Source organism: Streptomyces cahuitamycinicus, from assembly GCF_002891435.1.
Classification (GTDB): Bacteria; Actinomycetota; Actinomycetes; order Streptomycetales; family Streptomycetaceae; genus Streptomyces; species Streptomyces cahuitamycinicus.
The window spans coordinates 1-18,855 of record NZ_POUC01000134.1 but is presented as its reverse complement, the minus strand read 5'-3'; the positions used below and the strand labels follow the sequence as shown (position 1 = coordinate 18,855).

Annotated in this window: 15 protein-coding genes; 14 read left to right on the top strand and 1 reads right to left on the bottom strand. The window is 69.8% G+C overall.

Annotation, left to right across the window (positions count from 1 at the left end; all coding sequences use genetic code 11):
* Positions 1-22 precede the first annotated feature (22 nt).
* The 4 genes from folP (at position 23) to C1J00_RS19440 (ending at position 3,840) form a co-directional block, all read left to right on the top strand.
* A complete protein-coding gene (gene folP / locus C1J00_RS19455; protein WP_102910346.1) occupies positions 23-925 on the top strand; it encodes a dihydropteroate synthase in 903 nt (300 codons plus the stop codon).
* Between the two features lie 169 nt (positions 926-1,094).
* Positions 1,095-1,457: a bifunctional 3-phenylpropionate/cinnamic acid dioxygenase ferredoxin subunit gene (locus C1J00_RS19450; RefSeq protein WP_102910345.1), complete on the top strand. Its 363-nt coding sequence runs from the start codon at positions 1,095-1,097 to the stop codon at positions 1,455-1,457.
* Positions 1,454-2,617 carry an NAD(P)/FAD-dependent oxidoreductase gene (locus tag C1J00_RS19445; RefSeq protein ID WP_102910344.1) on the top strand — a complete coding sequence of 388 codons (1,164 nt, stop codon included), beginning with the start codon at positions 1,454-1,456 and terminating at the stop codon, positions 2,615-2,617. Before C1J00_RS19450 ends, C1J00_RS19445 begins: the two co-directional genes overlap by 4 nt.
* Positions 2,618-2,709: 92 nt before the next feature.
* Complete coding sequence (locus C1J00_RS19440) at positions 2,710-3,840, top strand: aromatic ring-hydroxylating oxygenase subunit alpha (protein WP_102910343.1); 1,131 nt, start codon at positions 2,710-2,712, stop codon at positions 3,838-3,840.
* A 64-nt stretch (positions 3,841-3,904) separates the two neighbouring features.
* Here C1J00_RS19440 and C1J00_RS19435 read toward each other — a convergent pair whose 3' ends face one another.
* The gene (locus C1J00_RS19435) at positions 3,905-4,651 is read right to left on the bottom strand and encodes an IclR family transcriptional regulator (protein ID WP_102910342.1); all 747 of its coding nucleotides are present in this window, start codon (positions 4,649-4,651) and stop codon (positions 3,905-3,907) included.
* 208 nt (positions 4,652-4,859) lie between these two features.
* Here C1J00_RS19435 and betA point away from each other — a divergent pair, with 208 nt between their 5' ends.
* From betA to C1J00_RS19385, 10 genes are all read left to right on the top strand, one after another.
* Complete coding sequence (betA, locus tag C1J00_RS19430; protein WP_102910341.1) at positions 4,860-6,518, top strand: choline dehydrogenase; 1,659 nt, start codon at positions 4,860-4,862, stop codon at positions 6,516-6,518.
* Between the two features lie 196 nt (positions 6,519-6,714).
* Complete coding sequence (locus C1J00_RS19425) at positions 6,715-8,184, top strand: aldehyde dehydrogenase family protein (RefSeq protein ID WP_102910340.1); 1,470 nt, start codon at positions 6,715-6,717, stop codon at positions 8,182-8,184.
* A gap of 19 nt (positions 8,185-8,203) precedes the next feature.
* Complete coding sequence (locus C1J00_RS19420; RefSeq protein WP_102910339.1) at positions 8,204-9,292, top strand: quaternary amine ABC transporter ATP-binding protein; 1,089 nt, start codon at positions 8,204-8,206, stop codon at positions 9,290-9,292.
* On the top strand, positions 9,292-11,301 hold the full coding sequence (locus C1J00_RS19415) for an ABC transporter permease (protein ID WP_102910338.1): 2,010 nt from the start codon (positions 9,292-9,294) through the stop codon (positions 11,299-11,301). The genes C1J00_RS19420 and C1J00_RS19415 overlap by 1 nt, the downstream gene beginning before the upstream one ends.
* A gap of 13 nt (positions 11,302-11,314) precedes the next feature.
* On the top strand, positions 11,315-12,277 hold the full coding sequence (locus tag C1J00_RS19410; protein ID WP_102910337.1) for an ABC transporter substrate-binding protein: 963 nt from the start codon (positions 11,315-11,317) through the stop codon (positions 12,275-12,277).
* A gap of 226 nt (positions 12,278-12,503) precedes the next feature.
* A complete protein-coding gene (locus C1J00_RS19405) occupies positions 12,504-14,942 on the top strand; it encodes a GcvT family protein (RefSeq protein ID WP_102910336.1) in 2,439 nt (812 codons plus the stop codon).
* A gap of 117 nt (positions 14,943-15,059) precedes the next feature.
* Positions 15,060-15,920, top strand: a complete 861-nt coding sequence (locus C1J00_RS19400) for a bifunctional methylenetetrahydrofolate dehydrogenase/methenyltetrahydrofolate cyclohydrolase (protein ID WP_102910335.1) — start codon at positions 15,060-15,062, stop codon at positions 15,918-15,920.
* Positions 15,917-17,200: a serine hydroxymethyltransferase gene (gene glyA / locus C1J00_RS19395; RefSeq protein ID WP_102910334.1), complete on the top strand. Its 1,284-nt coding sequence runs from the start codon at positions 15,917-15,919 to the stop codon at positions 17,198-17,200. The genes C1J00_RS19400 and glyA overlap by 4 nt, the downstream gene beginning before the upstream one ends.
* A complete protein-coding gene (locus tag C1J00_RS19390; protein WP_102910333.1) occupies positions 17,197-18,429 on the top strand; it encodes a sarcosine oxidase subunit beta family protein in 1,233 nt (410 codons plus the stop codon). The genes glyA and C1J00_RS19390 overlap by 4 nt, the downstream gene beginning before the upstream one ends.
* A gap of 28 nt (positions 18,430-18,457) precedes the next feature.
* The coding region (locus tag C1J00_RS19385) for a sarcosine oxidase subunit delta (protein WP_146046212.1) at positions 18,458-18,855 on the top strand (398 nt) is incomplete at its 3' end.

Genomic DNA, 18,855 nt, shown 5'->3' with positions numbered 1-18,855 from the left:
TCGCCGACCCACCCCGCGTCGCATGAGCACCGCCGCCCGGGCCGCTCCCGCCCTTGGCCCGCGAGGTCTTCCCCGTCCCGGCCGGACCCTGGTGATGGGCATCGTGAACGTCACGCCCGACTCGTTCTCCGACGGCGGGCGGTGGTTCGATCCGGAACGGGCCGTCGCGCACGGACTCGCGCTGCTCGAAGAGGGCGCGGACATCCTGGACGTGGGCGGCGAGTCGACCCGCCCCGGTGCCACGCGCCCGCCGGTCGAGGAGGAACTGCGGCGCGTGCTGCCGGTCGTCCGCGCGCTCGCCGCCGCGGGCGCGAAGGTCAGTGTCGACACCATGCGGGCCGAGGTCGCCGCCCGCGCCGTCGAGGCCGGCGCCGCTCTGGTCAACGACGTGTCCGGCGGACTCGCCGACCCGGCGATGCTCCCGCTGATGGCGCGGGCCGGCAGACCCTACGTGGTGATGCACTGGCGCGGGCACTCCGCCGGGATGCAGGCGCACGCCGTATACGACGACGTCGTCACCGACGTCATCGACGAGTTGCGGGTGAGAGTCGAGGCGGCCCTCGACGCCGGGATCCCGCCGGACTGCCTCGTCGTCGACCCGGGGCTGGGGTTCGCCAAGCATCCCGAGCACAACTGGCGACTCCTCGGCCGCCTCCGGGAGGTCACCGCCGCACTCGGCCCGCCGGTTCTCGTGGGCGCGGCACGGAAGGCGTTTCTGGGCCATCTGCTGAGGGACCCGGAGACGGGCCGGCCCCGCCCGGCGCACCTGCGGGACGCGGCCACCTCCGCGGTGTCGGTCCTGGCCGCCGCGCAGGGCGCCTGGTGCGTCCGCGTCCACGACGTGGCCTCGACGGTCGACGCGGTACGCGTGACCGCCCGCTGGGGTCTTGAGGGCGCGCCGGCACCGCCTGCGCCCCGGTTCTGAGGGGCGCCAAAGTCCTGACCTGCGTTTCCTATGATGCAGGACGTTGCGCATAACGCAACGAAAATTATCGGACCGAGTGCCCCGTGAACTCCTTGACAAGGGTTTGTGGGCGCCTTCAAACTGGCGTTGCGTTCACCGCAATCCGTTTCGCTATACGCACCGAGGTGTCATGATGATTCCCGCGTGCCGTCTCGTGGATCTGTCCCGAGGCGAGGCCCACAGGCTCGACATCGACCCGCCGGTCTCGGTGTTCCACACCGACGACGGCGAACTCTTCGCCATCGACGACACATGCACCCACCAGGACGCCTCGCTCGCCGACGGCTGGCTGGAGGGCTGCGAGGTCGAATGCCCGCTGCACGCCTCGAAGTTCAACCTCAAGACCGGAGCCGTCGACGCCCCGCCGGCCAAGCTCCCGGTGCGCACGCACGAGGTCTTCGTCGAGGACGGCATGATCTACGTCCGGCTGTCCACGGCAGCCCCGAACCTGCCTCCCTGCATCGCCGCCCGGCTCGCCGGGGGCGTCGCGTGAGGACAGTGGCCGTGGTGGGCGCGTCGCTGGCCGGTCTGTCGGCGGCGCGCTCCTTGCGAAAGCAGGGGTACGACGGGCGGCTGGTCGTCATAGGCGACGAGCTCCACCGTCCGTACGACAGGCCGCCCCTCTCCAAGGAGTTCCTGGCAGGCGGCATCGGCGAAGCCGATCTCGCCCTGGAGCCGGACGACGAGGACCTGCAGGCGGAGTGGCTGCTCGGCGCCCGCGCCGCCGGACTCGACACCACACCCCGCGCCGTGCGCCTCACCGACGGCCGGGAGGTGAGAGCCGACGGCATCGTCATCGCCACCGGCGCTTCCGCCCGCACCCTGCCCGGCATGGACGGCCTGTCCGGTGTGCACACCCTGCGCACTCTGGACGACGCCCGCGCCCTGCGGGACGAACTGGCCCGGGGTGGACGCCTGGTCGTGATCGGCGGCGGCTTCATCGGCGCCGAGGTCGCCTCCACCGCCTGCGCGCTGGGCCTCGACGTGACCATCGTCGAGGCGGCGCCCACACCACTGGCCGGACCGCTCGGCGCGACCATGGGAAGCATCGTCTCCGCCCTCCACGCCGACCACGGCGTACGCCTGTTGTGCGGCGTGGGCGTCAAGGGGCTGAGCGGCGAGACCCGCGTCGACGCCGTCCTCATGGAGGACGGCCGCAGCCTCCCTGCCGACATCGTCGTCGTGGGTGTCGGGGCCAGACCCTGCGTCGACTGGCTGGCAGGCTCCGGTGTCGACATCGATGACGGCGTCACGTGCGGCGCGGACGGCCGTACCAGCCTGGCCGGGGTGGTCGCCGTCGGCGACTGCGCCTCCTGGTACGACCCGCGCGCGGGCACCCACCGCCGCGTCGAGCACTGGACCGGCGCCCGGGAACGCCCCGACGCCGCGGTGGCCGCCCTGCTCTCCTGGGGCGAGTCCGAACCGGGCGTACCGAGGCCGCCGTACTTCTGGTCCGACCAGTACGGCGTGAAGATCCAGTTCGCCGGTTACGCGTCCCGTGCCGACAGCGTCACGATCGAGGAAGGCGCCGCGGGCGACCGCAACGTCCTGGCCGTCTACCGGCGTGCCGGGCACCCGGTCGCCGTACTCGGGATGAACCAGCCCCGGCTGTTCATGCGCTGGCGCAAGCAGCTCGCGGCCAACACGTCCTGAGCAGGGCGTTGCTCCTTGATCCGACGACGTCCGGTGTAGCTCGTCCCGGCGCGTGCATGCCCGATCCACGACGTTTCTCCGAGGAGTGCGCTGTGACCTCGACCGGCCTGCCGGAAAGTCTCATTGCCACCCTGCCAGGCTCCGCCTACACGGACCCAGGGATCTTCGCCCAGGAGCAGGAGCACATCTTCGAGGAGATGTGGTTCTGCGCCGTGCGCTCCGCCGACCTCGCCGGTCCCGGGGCGTTCCGGACCGTCCAGGTAGGCCGCGAGAGCATCCTCGTCACCCGTGCACGAGACCAGTCGATACGCGCCTTCCTCAACGTCTGCCGGCACCGCGGAGCCAGGCTCTGCACGGCGGAGAGCGGCGAGGCCAAGCGCGCCTTCCAATGCCCGTACCACGCCTGGACGTACGACCTCACGGGCAAACTCGTCGCGGCGCCCAACCTCACCAGAATGCCCGACGTCAGCCGCACCGAGTACGGCCTGGCGGCCGTGGCGACGCGCGAATGGCTCGGCTACGTGTGGGTGTGCCTCGCCGACGACCCGCCCCCCTTCGACGAGGTCGTGCAGGACGTGGTCGCGCGTCTCGGCGACACGAAGTCGATCGAGCGCTACGGCATCGAGGACCTCGAGGTCGGCAGACGGATCGTCTACGACGTCAAGGCGAACTGGAAGCTCATCGTCGAGAACTTCATGGAGTGCTACCACTGTGCGACGATCCACCCCGAACTCACCGAGGTGCTCCCCGAGTTCGCCGACGGCTACGCCGCCCAGTACTACGTGGGACACGGCGCGGAGTTCGGCTCCGACGTCAAGGGCTTCACCGTCGACGGCTCAGAGGGCCTCGACCGCATTCCGGGTGTCACCGAGGGCCAGGACCGCCGCTACTACGCGATCACCGTCCGCCCGCAGGTGTTCATCAACCTCGTGCCCGACCATGTGATCTTCCATCGGATGTACCCGGTCGCCGCGGACCGCACCATCGTCGAGTGCGACTGGCTCTACCTCAAGCACGTCGTCGAGAGCGGCCAGGACGTCAGCCGGTCGGTGGAGCTCTTCGACCGGGTCAACCGGCAGGACTTCGATGCGTGCGAGCGCTGCCAGCCCACGATGCGCTCGCGGCTGTACGACAAGGGCGGGGTCCTCGTGCCCAGCGAGCATCACATCGGCGAGTTCCACTCCTTCGTCCAGGAGCGTCTGGGCTCGGGGCGGCCGCAGTAGCGGCGGTTCCCGGCGTCCCCGGCCCTTGGTACGCGGGGCGGCCGGCGCAGGTGGTGCGGCGGGGTCAGCCCAGGTAGCCCATCCGATGGCTGATCTCGTCCGCGCCCTTGACCAGCACCGGAGCGAGGTCGTGCATACGGTCCTCGGTGAGCCGGTACGCCGGTCCGGAGGCGCTGATCGCCGCGATGACCTCTCCGTCCCGGTTGCGGATCGGGGCTGCCATGGCGTGCAGCCCCGCCTCGAACTCCTCCAGCGTCCAGGAGTAGCCGCGCTCCAGCGCCTCGGCGAGGTTCTTCTCCAGCTTCGTCTTCGCGGTCAGGGTGCGGCGCGTCATCTTCTTCAGGCCCGCGTCCGACAGCAGCGTGGCACGCTCCCTCGCCGGCATGTGGGCCAGCAGGATCTTGCCGCTCGAGGTGGCGTGCAGCGGCGTCAGCTGGCCGACCCAGTTGAACGCCGTGACGGCACCGGGACCGCGCACCTGGAACAGGTTGATCGCGTACTTCTCCTGCATCACGGCGAGGTTCACGGTCTCGCCGATCTCCTCGGCGAGACGCTCGCACACCGGGCGGGCCTGCTGCGTGATGTCGATGCGTCCGGTGACCGCACCGGCGAGACGGACGATGCCGAAACCGAGGCGGTACTTGCCGCGCTCGCCCGCCTGTTCCACCAGGCCGCGCACCTCCAGGGCGCCCAGCAGCCGGAACGCGGTGGACTTGTGGACGTCGATCTCGGCGGCTACCTCGCTGACGCCGGCCTCGCCGCGCTGGGCCAGGATCTCCAGCACGGTGATGGCCCGGTCGACCGACTGCACCCCACCGGTCGGCGCACTTGTCGTTTCGGTATCTGCATGGTAGTTGCTCACGACGCAACTATACGGGCGATTAACATAGCCGACAGCGTTGCAGGTCAGGGCCTTGGGCCAGAAAACCGGAAGTTGCGTTGTCCGCAACCTGGTGCGCATAGAGATACCGGTACTAGCATGCCGCGCATTCTCTACGGCGCGAGCGAGACGAGGCCTCATGGCTGACTTGCAGTACGACTTCGTCATCGTCGGTGGTGGATCGGCCGGCAGTGCACTGGCCAACCGGCTCTCCGCGGATCCCGGCAACCGGGTACTGGTCCTGGAGGCGGGCAGGCCCGACTACCCGTGGGACGTCTTCATCCACATGCCCGCGGCACTGACCTACCCGATCGGCAGCCGCTTCTACGACTGGAAGTACGAGTCCGAACCCGAACCCCACATGGGCGGCCGGCGCGTCTACCATGCGCGCGGCAAGGTCCTGGGCGGTTCCAGCAGCATCAACGGCATGATCTTCCAGCGCGGCAACCCCATGGACTACGAGCGCTGGGCGGCCGATCCCGGGATGGCGAGCTGGGACTACGCACACTGCCTGCCGTACTTCCGGCGGATGGAGAACTGCCTGGCCGCCGACCCGGACGACGAGTTCCGCGGCCACGACGGCCCCCTCGTCCTCGAACGTGGTCCGGGGACCAACCCGCTCTTCGAGGCCTTCCTCAAGGCCACCGAGGAGGCGGGGCACCCTCCCACCAGCGACGTGAACGGCTATCGACAGGAAGGTTTCGCCAGGTTCGACCGCAATGTCCACCGCGGGCGCCGGCTGTCGGCCGCGAAGGCGTACCTCAAGCCCGTGCGGAAGCGGCCCAACCTCACCGTCACCACGCGTGCCCTGGTCACGCGCGTCCTCTTCGAGGGCAAGCGGGCCGTCGGTGTCGAGTACCGGCGCGGTCGCGGCAGACCCCAGCGGGTGCGGGCCGGTGAGGTCATCCTCTGTGGAGGCGCGATCAACTCGCCGCAACTCCTTCAGCTCTCCGGTGTCGGCAACGCCAAGGAGCTGGCGGCGCTCGGCGTGGACGTCATACATGATCTGCCGGGCGTCGGCGAGAACCTCCAGGACCATCTGGAGGTGTACATCCAGTACGCCTGCAAGCAGCCCGTCTCGATGCAGCCCTATCTCGCGAAGTGGCGTGCCCCGTTCATCGGCCTGCAGTGGCTCTTCCGTACGGGTCCGGCAGCGACCAACCACTTCGAGGCGGGCGGCTTCGTCCGCGGCAACGACGACGTGGACTACCCCAACCTCATGTTCCACTTCCTGCCCGTCGCGGTCCGCTACGACGGCTCCGTGCCGGCCGGGGGGCACGGCTACCAGGTGCACGTCGGACCCATGTACTCCGACGCCATCGGCTCGGTGAAGATCAGGAGCAAGGATCCCACCGAGCACCCCGCGCTGCGCTTCAACTACCTCTCCACCGAGCAGGACCGCCGCGAGTGGGTCGAGGCCGTCAGGGTAGCGCGGAGGCTGCTCAACCAGCCCGCCATGACCCCGTACAACGCCGGGGAGGTCTCGCCCGGTCCGTCCGTGGAGACCGACGAGGAGATCCTCGCCTGGGTCGCAAAGGACGCCGAGACCGCGCTGCATCCGTCCTGCACCTGCAAGATGGGCACCGACGAGATGGCCGTCGTGGATCCGGCCAGCATGCGGGTGCACGGGGTGGAGGGGCTGCGTGTCGTTGACGCGTCGGTGATGCCGTACATTACCAACGGCAACATCTACGCACCGGTGATGATGATCGCGGAAAGGGCGGCCGACCTCATCCTCGGGAAGGATCCGCTGCCGCCGTCCGCCGCCGCCTACCACCGGCACCGCCCCCTGCCGTAACCAGCGCTTTTCAGACAGCCGACCGGCCCGGAGGCAAGGCGTTCCGGGCCTGCCGGTGCTGCGTCCTCGTGGCCGTCTCCTTGGCCAAACCGTCATCATCAACCCCTTGACGTGGGTTGCGGCCTTACCCAGAGTGTTCCACCACAAGCAATTCGATGCACGATGCGCAACGCGATTCGCTCGAAGGGCCCTCGACGTGGCAGACCTGTACGTGGACGGAAAATGGCGGGATCCCGTGGCCGGCGGCCACCGTGACATCCGCTGCCCCGCCGACGGCTCGCTCTCCGTGACGGTGTCCGAAGGCACCCGACCCGACGCCGAGGCGGCCATCGCCGCGGCCCGCCGGGCCTTCGACGAAGGGCCCTGGCCCCGCACCCCCGAGCGCGAGCGCGGCGCCCTCCTCCTGCGCACCGCCGACCTCCTCGAACGTGACGCCGACGCGTTCGCCCGCGCCGAATCGCTGGACACCGGCAAACGGCTCGTGGAGAGCGAGTACGACATCGCCGACGTCGTCTCCTGCCTCCGCTACTACGGAGGGCTCGGAGGCACCGACGCGGGCCGGGTGATCGACACCGGCCGCGACGACGCCGTCAGCCGCGTCGAGTACGGGCCGATCGGTGTGTGCGCACTGATCACCCCTTGGAACTACCCGCTGCTCCAGGCGAGTTGGAAGGTCGCGCCCGCGCTCCTCGCGGGCAACACGATCGTCCTCAAGCCCAGTGAGCTCACCCCCTCGACGTCCGTCCTGCTGATGAAGGCTTTGGCGGAGGCCGGGCTCCCGCCAGGTGCCGCCAACCTCGTCCTGGGGGCCGGGCCCGAAGTGGGCGCACCCCTCGCCGAGGACCCGGCCGTCGATCTGGTCTCCTTCACCGGCGGCCTGGACACCGGCAGGCGCATCATGGCCACCGCCGCGGCGACCGTGAAGAAGGTCGCGCTGGAACTCGGCGGCAAGAATCCCAATGTCGTCTTCGCCGACGCCGACTTCGAGACGGCCGTGGACTTCGCGCTCACGGCCGTCTTCCTGCATTCGGGCCAGGTGTGCTCGGCCGGCGCCCGGCTGATCGTCGAGGACGCGCTGCACGACCGGTTCGTCGACGAGGTGGTCCGCCGCGCCCGGCTGATCCGGCTCGGCGGCCCCTTCGACCCGCAGGCCGAGACCGGCCCGCTGATCTCCGCGCAGCACCTGGCGAAGGTCGAGGCGTACGTCGCGGCCGGCCTCGCCGAGGGCGCCGTCCTGCGCTGCGGCGGCGAACGCCCCGACGACCCGGCCCTGGCCGACGGCCACTACTACCCGCCCACCGTGCTCGACGAGTGCGGTCAGCACATGCGGGTGGTGCATGAGGAGTCCTTCGGGCCCGTGCTCACCGTGGAACGCTTCACCGACGAGGACGACGCCGTACGCATCGCCAACGACACCGAGTACGGGCTCGCCGGCGCCGTCTGGACCCAGGACGCCGGCAAGGCCCAGCGGGTCGCCCGCCGGCTGCGCCACGGCACGGTGTGGATCAACGACTACCACCCCTATGTGCCCCAGGCGGAATGGGGCGGCTTCGGGCACAGCGGCGTGGGCCGGGAGCTGGGCCCGACCGGCCTGGACGAGTACCGGGAGCCCAAACACATCTGGCAGAACATCCACCCCAGGCCGCAGCACTGGTTCCGCGGCTGAACGCCGAAAGAGGTCGAACATGACCCCAGCAACGACCGAGGTGCCGCAGCGGCGCGGCACACCCCAGGACGCGGCAGGCACGCCGGTCATCTCCGTACGCGAGCTGTGGAAGGTGTTCGGGCCGAAGGCGGCCCAGGTGCCCGGCTCCGAGGAACTGCGCGGGCTCACCCGCCGCGAACTGATGGACCGCACCGGATGCACGGCCGCCGTACGCGACGTGAACTTCGAGGTCGCGCCCGGCGAGGTGTTCGTCGTGATGGGCCTGTCCGGCTCCGGCAAGTCCACCCTGGTGCGCTGTCTGACCCGGCTCATCGAACCCACCGCCGGCGAGATCCTCTTCGAGGGTGAGGACATCCGCGACGCGGACGCGAGCCGTCTGCGCGAGCTGCGCCGCAGCAAGTTCTCCATGGTCTTCCAGCACTTCGGGCTGCTGCCGCACCGCCGGGTCGTCGACAACGTGGCCTTCGGCCTGGAGATACGCGGCATGAGCAGAGCCGAGCGCACCAAGCGCGCGCTGGAGGTCGTCGAACTCGTCGGGCTCTCCGGGTACGAGAGCTCCTACCCCGACCAGCTCTCCGGCGGCATGCAGCAGCGCGTGGGTCTCGCCCGCGCCCTGGCCGGTGACCCCGAGGTCCTCCTCTTCGACGAGCCGTTCTCGGCACTCGACCCGCTGATCCGCCGGGACATGCAGAATGAGGTCGTCCGTCTGCACCACGAGGTCGGCAAGACGATGCTGTTCATCACCCACGATCTGTCCGAGGCGCTGCGCCTGGGCGACCGCATCCTCATCATGCGCGACGGCAGGATGGTCCAGTGCGGCACCGGCGACGAACTGGTCGGCGCCCCCGCGGACGACTACGTACGCGACTTCGTCAGGGACGTGCCCCGTGGTGACGTGCTGACTCTGCGGTGGATCATGCGCCCGGTGGAGCCGGACGACCCGCTGGACGGTCCGGAGCTGGGCCCGGACGTCGTGGTGAAGGAGGCCACGCGGGCTGTGCTGGCGGCCGAGAAGCCGGTCAAGGTCGTCGAGAACGGCACCCTGCTCGGCATCGTCGGCGACGAGGAGATCCTCGCGGTGGTCGCCGGGCAGGAAGGCGACGCCTGATGACCGTCGCCGTGCAGAAGACACAGAGACCGCAGAGGACCGGGACCGAGGAGCCGCCCGCCACCGCCCGGCGCCCGCGCACGGTCAGTCGCCCGATGATCGTGGCCGCGATCCTGGTCGTCTGGCTCGTCCTCTTCGCCGTGCTGCGCGGCAGGCAGACCCTGTCCCTCGGCGCGGCCGATCTGACCGACCTGCACCGGTGGTTCAACGACGTCAACGACTCCATAGGCGCGAACCGCAACTCCAACCCGCTCTTCCTCTACTTCTTCAACGAGATCCGTCTGGTCATCGACACCCTGGTGACCTTCGTCCAGGAGCTGATCTCCCAGCCGACCGCGGGCCGCCCGGTTCCGCAGATCGGCTGGCTCGGTGTCGTGGGCATCGTCGGCTACGTCTCCTGGGCCGTGGGCAACTGGCGGGTCGCGCTGCTGGCCGTCGCCGGCTTCACCTTCCTCGGCCTGCAGGGGCTCTGGCAGGAAAGCATGGACACGCTGGCGCTGACCCTCTCCGCGGTCTGCGTGGCGCTGCTGTTCGCACTCCCGCTCGGGGTGTGGGCCGGGCTGTCCGACCGGGTCAGCCGGATCGTGACGCCGTTCCTGGACTTCATGCAGACGATGCCGACCTTCGTCTACCTGGCGCCCCTGACCCTGTTCTTCCTGATCGGCCCGGCCTCCGCGACCATCGCGACGGCGATCTACGCGGCACCGCCCGCGATCCGCATCACCGCCCACGCCATCCGCTCGGTTCCCGAGACCACCGTCGAGGCGGCGAACTCGATGGGCGCGACGCGGCGCCAGGCGCTGCTGAAGGTCCTGCTGCCGATGTCCAAACGGACCGTGGTGATGGGTGTCAACCAGACCATCATGGCCGCCCTGGCCATGGTGACCATCGCGGCCCTGATCAACGCGCCCGGACTCGGAGCGACCGTCGTCCAGGCCCTGCAGTCACTGGACGTCGGCACGGCGTTCAACGCCGGACTGGCCATCGTCGTCATGGCCATCGTGCTGGACCGGGTCACCACCGCGGCAAGCGCCCGGGCCGACACGGCCCGGGGCTCGGACAGTCCCTTCCTCAAGTGGCGGCGGCAACTGGTGGTGGCCGGGGGAGTGGTTGCCGCGGTCCTGGTGTACCTGTCGCACACGTACCTGTGGGCGGCCGAGTTCCCCGGCGAGGGCAGCGCCGGCAGCACCATCGCCAAGGCGGCGACCGACGTGACCACGTGGGCACAGGACAATCTGTCGGGCCTGACCAACGCCTTCCGTGACGTCCTCACCAACGGCCTCCTGAACCCCTTCCAGACCCTGCTGACCGACTCCCCGTGGTGGCTCGTCGGTGCCGCCCTCGTCGCGCTGGGCACGGTGCTCGGCGGATGGCGCGCCGGGGCCACCACCGTCGTGTGCGTGGGCCTGCTCGTCGGCACCGGCCTGTGGTCGGACGCCATGACGACCCTGGCGTCCACCGCGGTCGCGACCGTGCTCGTGATGCTGCTCGGCGTCGCCCTCGGCGTGTGGATGGGACGCAGTGCGCTGGTCGACCGGCTGCTCCGGCCCACCCTGGACGCGGCCCAGGTCATGCCGCCGTTCGTCTATCTCGTGCCGTTCCTCGCGCTGTTCGGCGCGACACGGTTCACGGCGATCGTCGCCGCGATCGTCTACGCGGCACCCGTCGCCATCAAGATCATCGCCGACGGGGTGCGGGCCGTGCCCGGGACCACCGTCGAAGCGGCGATGTCCACCGGGTGCAACACCTGGCAGATCATCACCAAGGTGCAGCTGCCGATGTCACGCGGCGCCCTGACCCTCGCCACCAACCAGGGCCTGATCTACGTGCTGTCGATGGTCGTGGTGGGTGGCCTGGTGGGAGCGGGTGCCCTCGGCTACGACGTCGTGGCCGGGTTCTCGCAGGGCCAGCTGTACGGCAAGGGACTGGCGGCCGGACTCGCCATCGTCCTGCTCGGAGTCATGTTCGACCGGATCACTCAGGCAGCGGCTCGCCGCGCCGGAGCATAAGGAGTACCTCACCATGGCACGACACTGGAGAGCCGGCGCGGCCGGCCTGGCCGTTCTCGGCCTCACCCTCACGGCCTGCGGGGGCGCGAAGGTCGGCGACGACAGCGCGGCCGGCTCGGGCAGCTCGGGCAAGTGCGGCACCTTCAACCTCGCGATCAACCCGTGGGTGGGCTACGAGGCGAACGCGGCGGTCCTCGCGTACGTCGCCGAGCACGACCTCGGCTGCAAGGTCGAGCAGAAGGACCTCAAGGAGGAGATCGCCTGGCAGGGCTTCGGGACGGGCGAGGTCGACGCCGTCGTGGAGAACTGGGGCCACGACGACCTGAAGAAGAAGTACATCACCGACCAGAAGACGGCCCTCGACGCCGGCCCGACCGGCAACAAGGGCCTCATCGGCTGGTACGTGCCGCCGTGGCTGGCGAAGGCGCACCCGGACATCCTCGACTGGAAGAACCTCGACAAGTACGCGTCGAAGTTCAAGACGTCGGAATCGGGCGGCAAGGGGCAGCTCCTCGACGGCGACCCGTCGTTCGTCACCAACGACGAGGCGCTGGTGAAGAATCTCAAGCTGGACTTCAAGGTGGTGTACGCAGGCAGCGAGACCGCGCTCATCCAGGCGTACCGCAACGCCGAGAAGAACAAGGAATGGGTGATCGGCTACTTCTACGAGCCGCAGTGGTTCATGTCCGAGGTGCCACTGAAGAAGGTCAGCCTGCCCGAGTACAAGACGGGCTGTGACGCCGACGCCGAGAAGGTCGCCTGCGACTACCCCGTGTACGAACTCGACAAGATCGTCAGTGCGAAGTTCGCCAAGTCGGGCAGCCCGGCCTACGACCTGGTGAAGAACTTCACCTGGACGAACGAGGACCAGAACACCGTGGCCAAGTACATCGCCGTGGACAAGATGGCGCCCGAGGCCGCGGCGAAGAAGTGGGTCGAGGCCAATCGCGACAAGGTCGACGCCTGGATCAAGTAGGGCGCGGAACGCCCGTGTGAGTCCGGCCGGTGAGGCCCGGCAGGCTGTGTCGTCAGCCTGCCGGGCCTCGTCGTTTTCCGGGCATTCCTCCTGCTCGCCTCCGGGTGTTTTTCCGGCGTCGTGGACCCCTTGACACGCCGATTCACGACGGGCACATTGAGTTGCGCAACCTGAACCCTGTTGCGCACACAGCAACTGGATCGCTTTCAACGTCGGAGGTGCGGCGATGGCGGGACCCCGGGTGGTCATCATCGGAGCGGGCGTCGTGGGGGCAGCGCTCGCGGACGAGATCTCCGCGCGCGGCTGGACCGAGGTGACCGTGGTCGATCAGGGCCCGCTGCCCGCCACCGGGGGCTCGTCGTCGCACGCCCCGGGCCTGGTCTTCCAGACGAACGCCTCGAAGACCATGACGGAGATGGCGCGTTACACGGTCGAGAAGTTCTGCTCTCTCGACGTGGACGGGCAGCCCTGTTTCCTGCAGGTCGGCGGCCTGGAGGTGGCGACCAGCCCGGAGCGCGTCACGGAGCTGCAGCGGCGGCACGGCTGGCTCGCCTCCTGGGGTATCGAGTCCCGGCTGCTGAACACCGAGGAGTGCGTCGCACAGCACCCGCTCGTCGACCCGGACAAGGTCCTCGCCGGCCTCCTCGTGCCGACGGACGGCCTCGCGAAGGCGGTCCTCGCCGTCGAGGCGCAGATCCGCCGGGCCACCGAGCGCGGCGTGCGCTTCCTCGCCCGCCACGAAGTCCTCGAGGTCCGGCAGGCCGGGGGCGAGGTGACCGGCGTTCTGACCGACCGGGGAGAGATCCCCGCCGACATCGTCGTGTGCTGCGCCGGCATCTGGGGTCCGAAGATCGCCCGCATGGTGGGCATGAACCTCCCGCTCACCCCGCTCGGCCACCAGCTCGCCTGGACGGGCCCGGTCCCGGCCCTGGCGGGACAGACGCAGGAGGCGGTCCGCCCGATCCTGCGCCACCAGGACGCCGACCTCTACTACCGCGACCGCTTCGACGGCCTGGGCATCGGCTACTACGGTCACCGCCCGATGCCCATCTCCGCCGACGACATCCTCTCCGTGGACGAGTCCGACGAGATGCCCTCCGTCCTGAAGTTCACCGAGGAGGACTTCGAGGAGGCCTGGAGCGAGACGCAGTCACTGCTCCCGGCGACGAAGGACGCCAAGGTGGAGGAGGGCATCAACGGGCTGTTCTCCTTCACCACCGACGGCCTGCCGCTGCTCGGCGAGTCCCCGGACGTCAAGGGCTTCTGGGTGGCCGAGGCCGTGTGGGTCACGCATTCCGCCGGCGTCGGACGGGCCATGGCCGAATGGCTGGTGGACGGTTACTGCTCCTCGTTCGACCTGCACGAGTGCGATGTCAACCGCTTCGAGCCGCACCAGCTCGCGCCGGAGTACGTGCTGGCCCGTGACTGCCAGAACTTCGTCGAGGTCTACGACATCCTCCACCCCCTGCAGCCGTCGGGGGACCCGCGCCCGATCCGCACCAGCCCGTTCCACACCCGCCAGCGGGAGCTGGGTGCCTTCTTCCTGGAGGCGAGCGGCTGGGAGCGGCCCCAGTGGTACGAGGCCAACGCCGGTCTGGTGGAGGGCCGTTCCATCGTCACGCCCAATGACTGGGCGGCGCGGTACTGGTCGCCCATCGTCGCCGCCGAGGCCCAGACCACCCGTGAGACCGTTGCCATGTACGACATGACGGCGCTGAAGCGGCTGGAGGTGAGCGGTCCGGGTGCCGGCGAGTTCCTGGAGGGGCTGTGCACGGGCAAGGTCGCCAAGTCCGTCGGCTCGGTGACGTACACGCTGCTCCTCGACCACGACGGCGGTATCCGCAGTGACGTCACCGTCGCGCGGCTGGCTCCCGGCCTCTTCCAGGTCGGCGCCAACGGCAACCTGGACCTCGACTGGTTCACCCGGCACCTTCCCGCCGACGGCACGGTCCAGGTCCGCGACATCACTCCCGGCACCTGCTGCATCGGCCTGTGGGGGCCGCTGGCCCGCGACGTCCTCCAGCCGCTCACCGACGCCGACTTCTCGGCGACCGGGCTGAAGTACTTCCGCGCCAAGCGTGCACACATCGGCTCCGTGCCCGTCACCGCGATGCGCCTGTCGTACGTCGGCGAGCTCGGCTGGGAGCTGTACACCACCGCGGACCTGGGGCAGAAGCTGTGGGACACGCTCTGGAGCGCGGCCGAGCCGCTGGGCGGGATCGTGGCCGGGCGGGGTGCGTTCAACAGTCTTCGTCTGGAGAAGGGCTACCGGTCCTTCGGTACGGACATGACGTACGAACACGACCCGTACGAGGCCGGTGTCGGCTTCGCCGTGAAGCTCGACAAGGACGACTTCATCGGCAAGGCCGCGCTGGAGCGGCGTAAGACGGAGGTGCGGCGGAAGCTGACCTGTCTCACGATCGACGACCCCGAGGCCGTCGTCATGGGCAAGGAACCGGTGTACGACGGGGACTGTGCGGTCGGATACGTCACCAGTGCCGCCTACGGCTACACGATCGGCAAGGGCATCGCCTATGCGTGGCTGCCGGTGGAGCTGGCCGCTCCGGGGACCGTTCTGCACATCGGGTACTTCGATCAGTCCGTCGAGGCGGTTGTGGCTGAGGAGCCGTTGTTCGATCCGACCATGTCCCGGCTTCGTGGGTGAGTTCTTCGTCTGCCGGTGCGTCGTGGCTTGTCGCGCACCGCGGCGGAGCCGCTGATCGATACGGCCCCGCGCCCCTCAAGCCGTTCCACCACAGCCTCGTTGGAAGGAACACTCCAGGTGACCGCACAACTCCTCGACGGCAAGGCCACCGCCGCCGCGATCCGGCAGGACCTCGCAGAGCGCGTGGCCAAGTTGACCGCCCTCACCGGACGGGCGCCCGGCCTCGGCACCGTCCTGGTCGGTGACGACCCGGGCAGCCGTGCCTACGTCGGCGGCAAGCACCGCGACTGTGCGCAGGTCGGGATCGCCTCGATCCGGCGGGAGCTGCCCGCCGACGCCTCTCAGCGGCAGGTCGAGGAGACGGTCGACGAGCTCAACGCCGACCCCGCGTGCACCGGGTACATCGTCCAGCTCCCGCTGCCCCGCCACCTGGACGCGGGCGCCGTACTGGAGCGCATGGACCCGGCCAAGGACGCCGACGGACTGCACCCCGTCAACCTCGGCCGGCTCGTCCTCGGCGTCGAGGCACCGCTGCCGTGCACCCCGCGCGGCATCGTCGAACTGCTCGGCCGCCATGACGTGCCGCTCGCCGGAGCGCGGGTGTGCGTGATCGGGCGGGGCATCACGGTCGGACGGCCGATCGGGCTCCTGCTCACCCGCCGCTCCGAGAACGCCACCGTCACCCTCTGCCACACCGGAACCAAGGGCCTGGCCTGGCACGTACGCGAGGCGGACATCGTCGTCGCGGCCGCCGGCTCGCCCGGTCTGATCACCAAGGACATGCTGCGCCCCGGCGCGGCCGTCCTGGACGTCGGCATCACCCGCACCGACCAGGGCCTGGCCGGAGACATCCACCCGGACGCCGCCCAGGTCGCCGGATGGCTGGCGCCCATGCCCGGGGGCGTCGGCCCCATGACCCGTGCCATGTTGCTCGCCAATGTCGTCGAGGCCGCCGAGAGGAACGCGAACGCCGTATGAACGCGCTGAACACCCCCCTGGCGGAGCTGGACCCCGAGGTCCACGCCGCGCTCCGCGCAGAACTGCACCGCCAGCAGTCCACCCTGGAGATGATCGCCTCCGAGAACTTCGCGCCCTCCGCCGTGATGGAGGCCCAGGGGTCGGTCGCGACCAACAAATACGCCGAGGGCTACCCCGGCCGCCGCTACTACGGCGGCTGCGAACACGTCGACGTCACCGAGCGGCTGGCCATCGAGCGCGTCAAGTCCCTCTTCGGCGCCGGCTTCGCCAACGTGCAGCCGCACTCCGGTGCCCAGGCGAACACCGCCGTCTTCTTCGCCCTGCTCCAGCCCGGCGACACGGTCCTCGGCCTCGACCTCGCGCACGGCGGACACCTCACGCACGGCATGCGCATCAACTACAGCGGCAAGATGCTCAACGTCGTGCCGTACCACGTGTCCGAGGCGGACAACCTCGTCGACATGGACGAGGTCGAGCGGCTGGCCAAGGAGCACCGCCCCAAGATGATCATCGCGGGCTGGTCGGCGTATCCCAGGCAGCTGGACTTCGCGGCCTTCCGCGGGATCGCCGACGAGGTGGGCGCCCTCCTGATGGTCGACATGGCGCACTTCGCCGGGCTGGTGGCGGCAGGACTGCACCCGAGCCCCGTACCGCACGCCCATGTCACGACCACGACGACGCACAAGACCCTCGGCGGCCCGCGCGGCGGCGTCATCCTCACCAACGAGGCCGACCTCGCCAAGAAGATCAACTCGGCTGTCTTCCCCGGCATGCAGGGCGGCCCCCTGGAGCACGTCATCGCAGCGAAGGCGGTGTCCTTCAAGGTCGCCGCGACACCGGAGTTCGCCGAACGCCAGGCCCGGACGCTCGCGGGGTCCCGCATCCTGGCCGAACGCCTCACCCGGGCGGACGCGGCAGCCGCCGGAGTCAAGGTGCTGACCGGCGGCACCGACGTCCACCTCGTCCTGGTCGACCTGCGCGACTCCGAGCTGGACGGCCGCCAGGCCGAGGACCTGCTCCACGAGATCGGCATCACCGTCAACCGCAACGCCGTGCCCTTCGACCCGCGCCCGCCCATGGTCACCTCGGGTCTGCGCATCGGCACCCCTGCCCTGGCCACCCGCGGCTTCACCGAGGAGGACTTCACCGAGGTCGCGGACGTCATCGCCCTCGCCCTCCAGCCGGAGCCGGACATGGCCGCCCTGCGCGCCCGCACCGAGGCACTGGCCGCCAAGCACCCGCTCTACCCGCACCTGTCCGAAGACGGAGACGCCCGATGAGCCCCCGTACCCCTGGCGCCGAGCTCCCGGAGCATCCCGACCGGCTGTGGCGTAACCCCGAGCCGAAGCGCTCCTATGACGTGGTGATCGTGGGCGGCGGTGGCCACGGCCTGGCCACCGCCCACTACCTCGCCAGGAACCACGGCATCACCAATGTCGCCGTGCTGGAGAAGGGCTGGCTGGCGGGCGGCAACATGGCCCGCAACACCACGATCATCCGCTCCAACTACCTGTGGGACGAGAGTGCCGGTATCTACGAGCACGCCCTCAAGCTGTGGGAGGGCCTGGCCGAGGAGCTCGACTATCCGATCCTCTTCTCCCAGCGTGGTGTGCTGAATCTCGCCCACAGCCTCCAGGACGTCCGTGACAGTATGCGCCGCGTCGAGGCCAACCGCCTCAACGGCGTGGACGCCGAGTGGCTGGACGTCGGCGGGGTCAAGGACGTCTGCCCGATCGTCAACATCTCCCCGGACGTGCGTTATCCGGTCCTCGGCGCCACGTACCAGCCTCGTGCGGGCATCGCCAAGCACGACCATGTCGCCTGGGGCCTGGCCCGCTCCGCCGACGCCGCCGGCATCGACATCATCCAGAACTGCGAGGTCACCGGCCTCGACGTGGTCGGCAACCGGGTGGTCGGGGTCCAGACCACCCGGGGCCCGATCGCCGCGGGCAAGGTCGCGCTCTGCTCGGCCGGCCACACCTCGGTCCTGGCGGCCATGGCCGGCATCGACCTCCCCGTGCAGAGCCATCCCTTGCAGGCGCTCGTGTCGGAGCTGCTGGAACCGGTCCACCCCACGGTCGTCATGTCCAACGCGGTCCATGTGTACGTCAGTCAGGCCCACAAGGGTGAGCTGGTGATGGGCGCGGGCATCGACGCGTACAACTCCTACACCCAGCGCGGTGCCTTCCACATCATCGAGGAGCAGATGGCGGCGGCCCTGGAACTCTTCCCGGTGTTCGCCCGCGCTCATGTCCTGCGCACCTGGGGCGGCATCGTCGACGTCAGTCCCGACGCCTCACCGATCATCGGCCTCAGTCCGGTGGACAACCTCTACCTCAACTGCGGCTGGGGAACCGGCGGTTTCAAGGCCACCCCCGGTGTCGGCTGGGTCTACGCCCACACCATCGCCCACGACACACCGCATCCGCTGAACGCCCCCTTCTCGCTCGACCGTTTCACCACCGGCGCGCTCGTCGACGAGCACGGCGCGGCCGCGGTGGCCCACTAGGACCACTGGAAGCTTTGGGAGCCGATCCATGCTGCTGATCCCCTGCCCGTGGTGCGGGCCCCGCGACGAGGCCGAGTTCCACTACGGCGGCCAGGCCCATGTGCCGTACCCGGAGGCCCCGGCGTCCCTCACCGACGAGGAGTGGGCCCGCTACCTCTTCTTCCGCGACAACCCGAGGGGCCCCTTCGCGGAGCGCTGGAGCCACGCCGCGGGTTGCCGCCGCTGGTTCAACGCCGTACGGGACACCTCGACGAACGAGATCCTGACGGTGTACCGGGTGGGGGAGGAACGACCGGAGACGGTTGAGGCGCGTTCGGTTGCTCTGCAGCCGCGTCCGGCAATCCCAGCCCGTCCGGCGTTTGAGGACGAGGTCGTTCAGGCCGATACGGGGGTCCGGGGGCAGAGCCCCCAGCGGGGTTCGGGGGC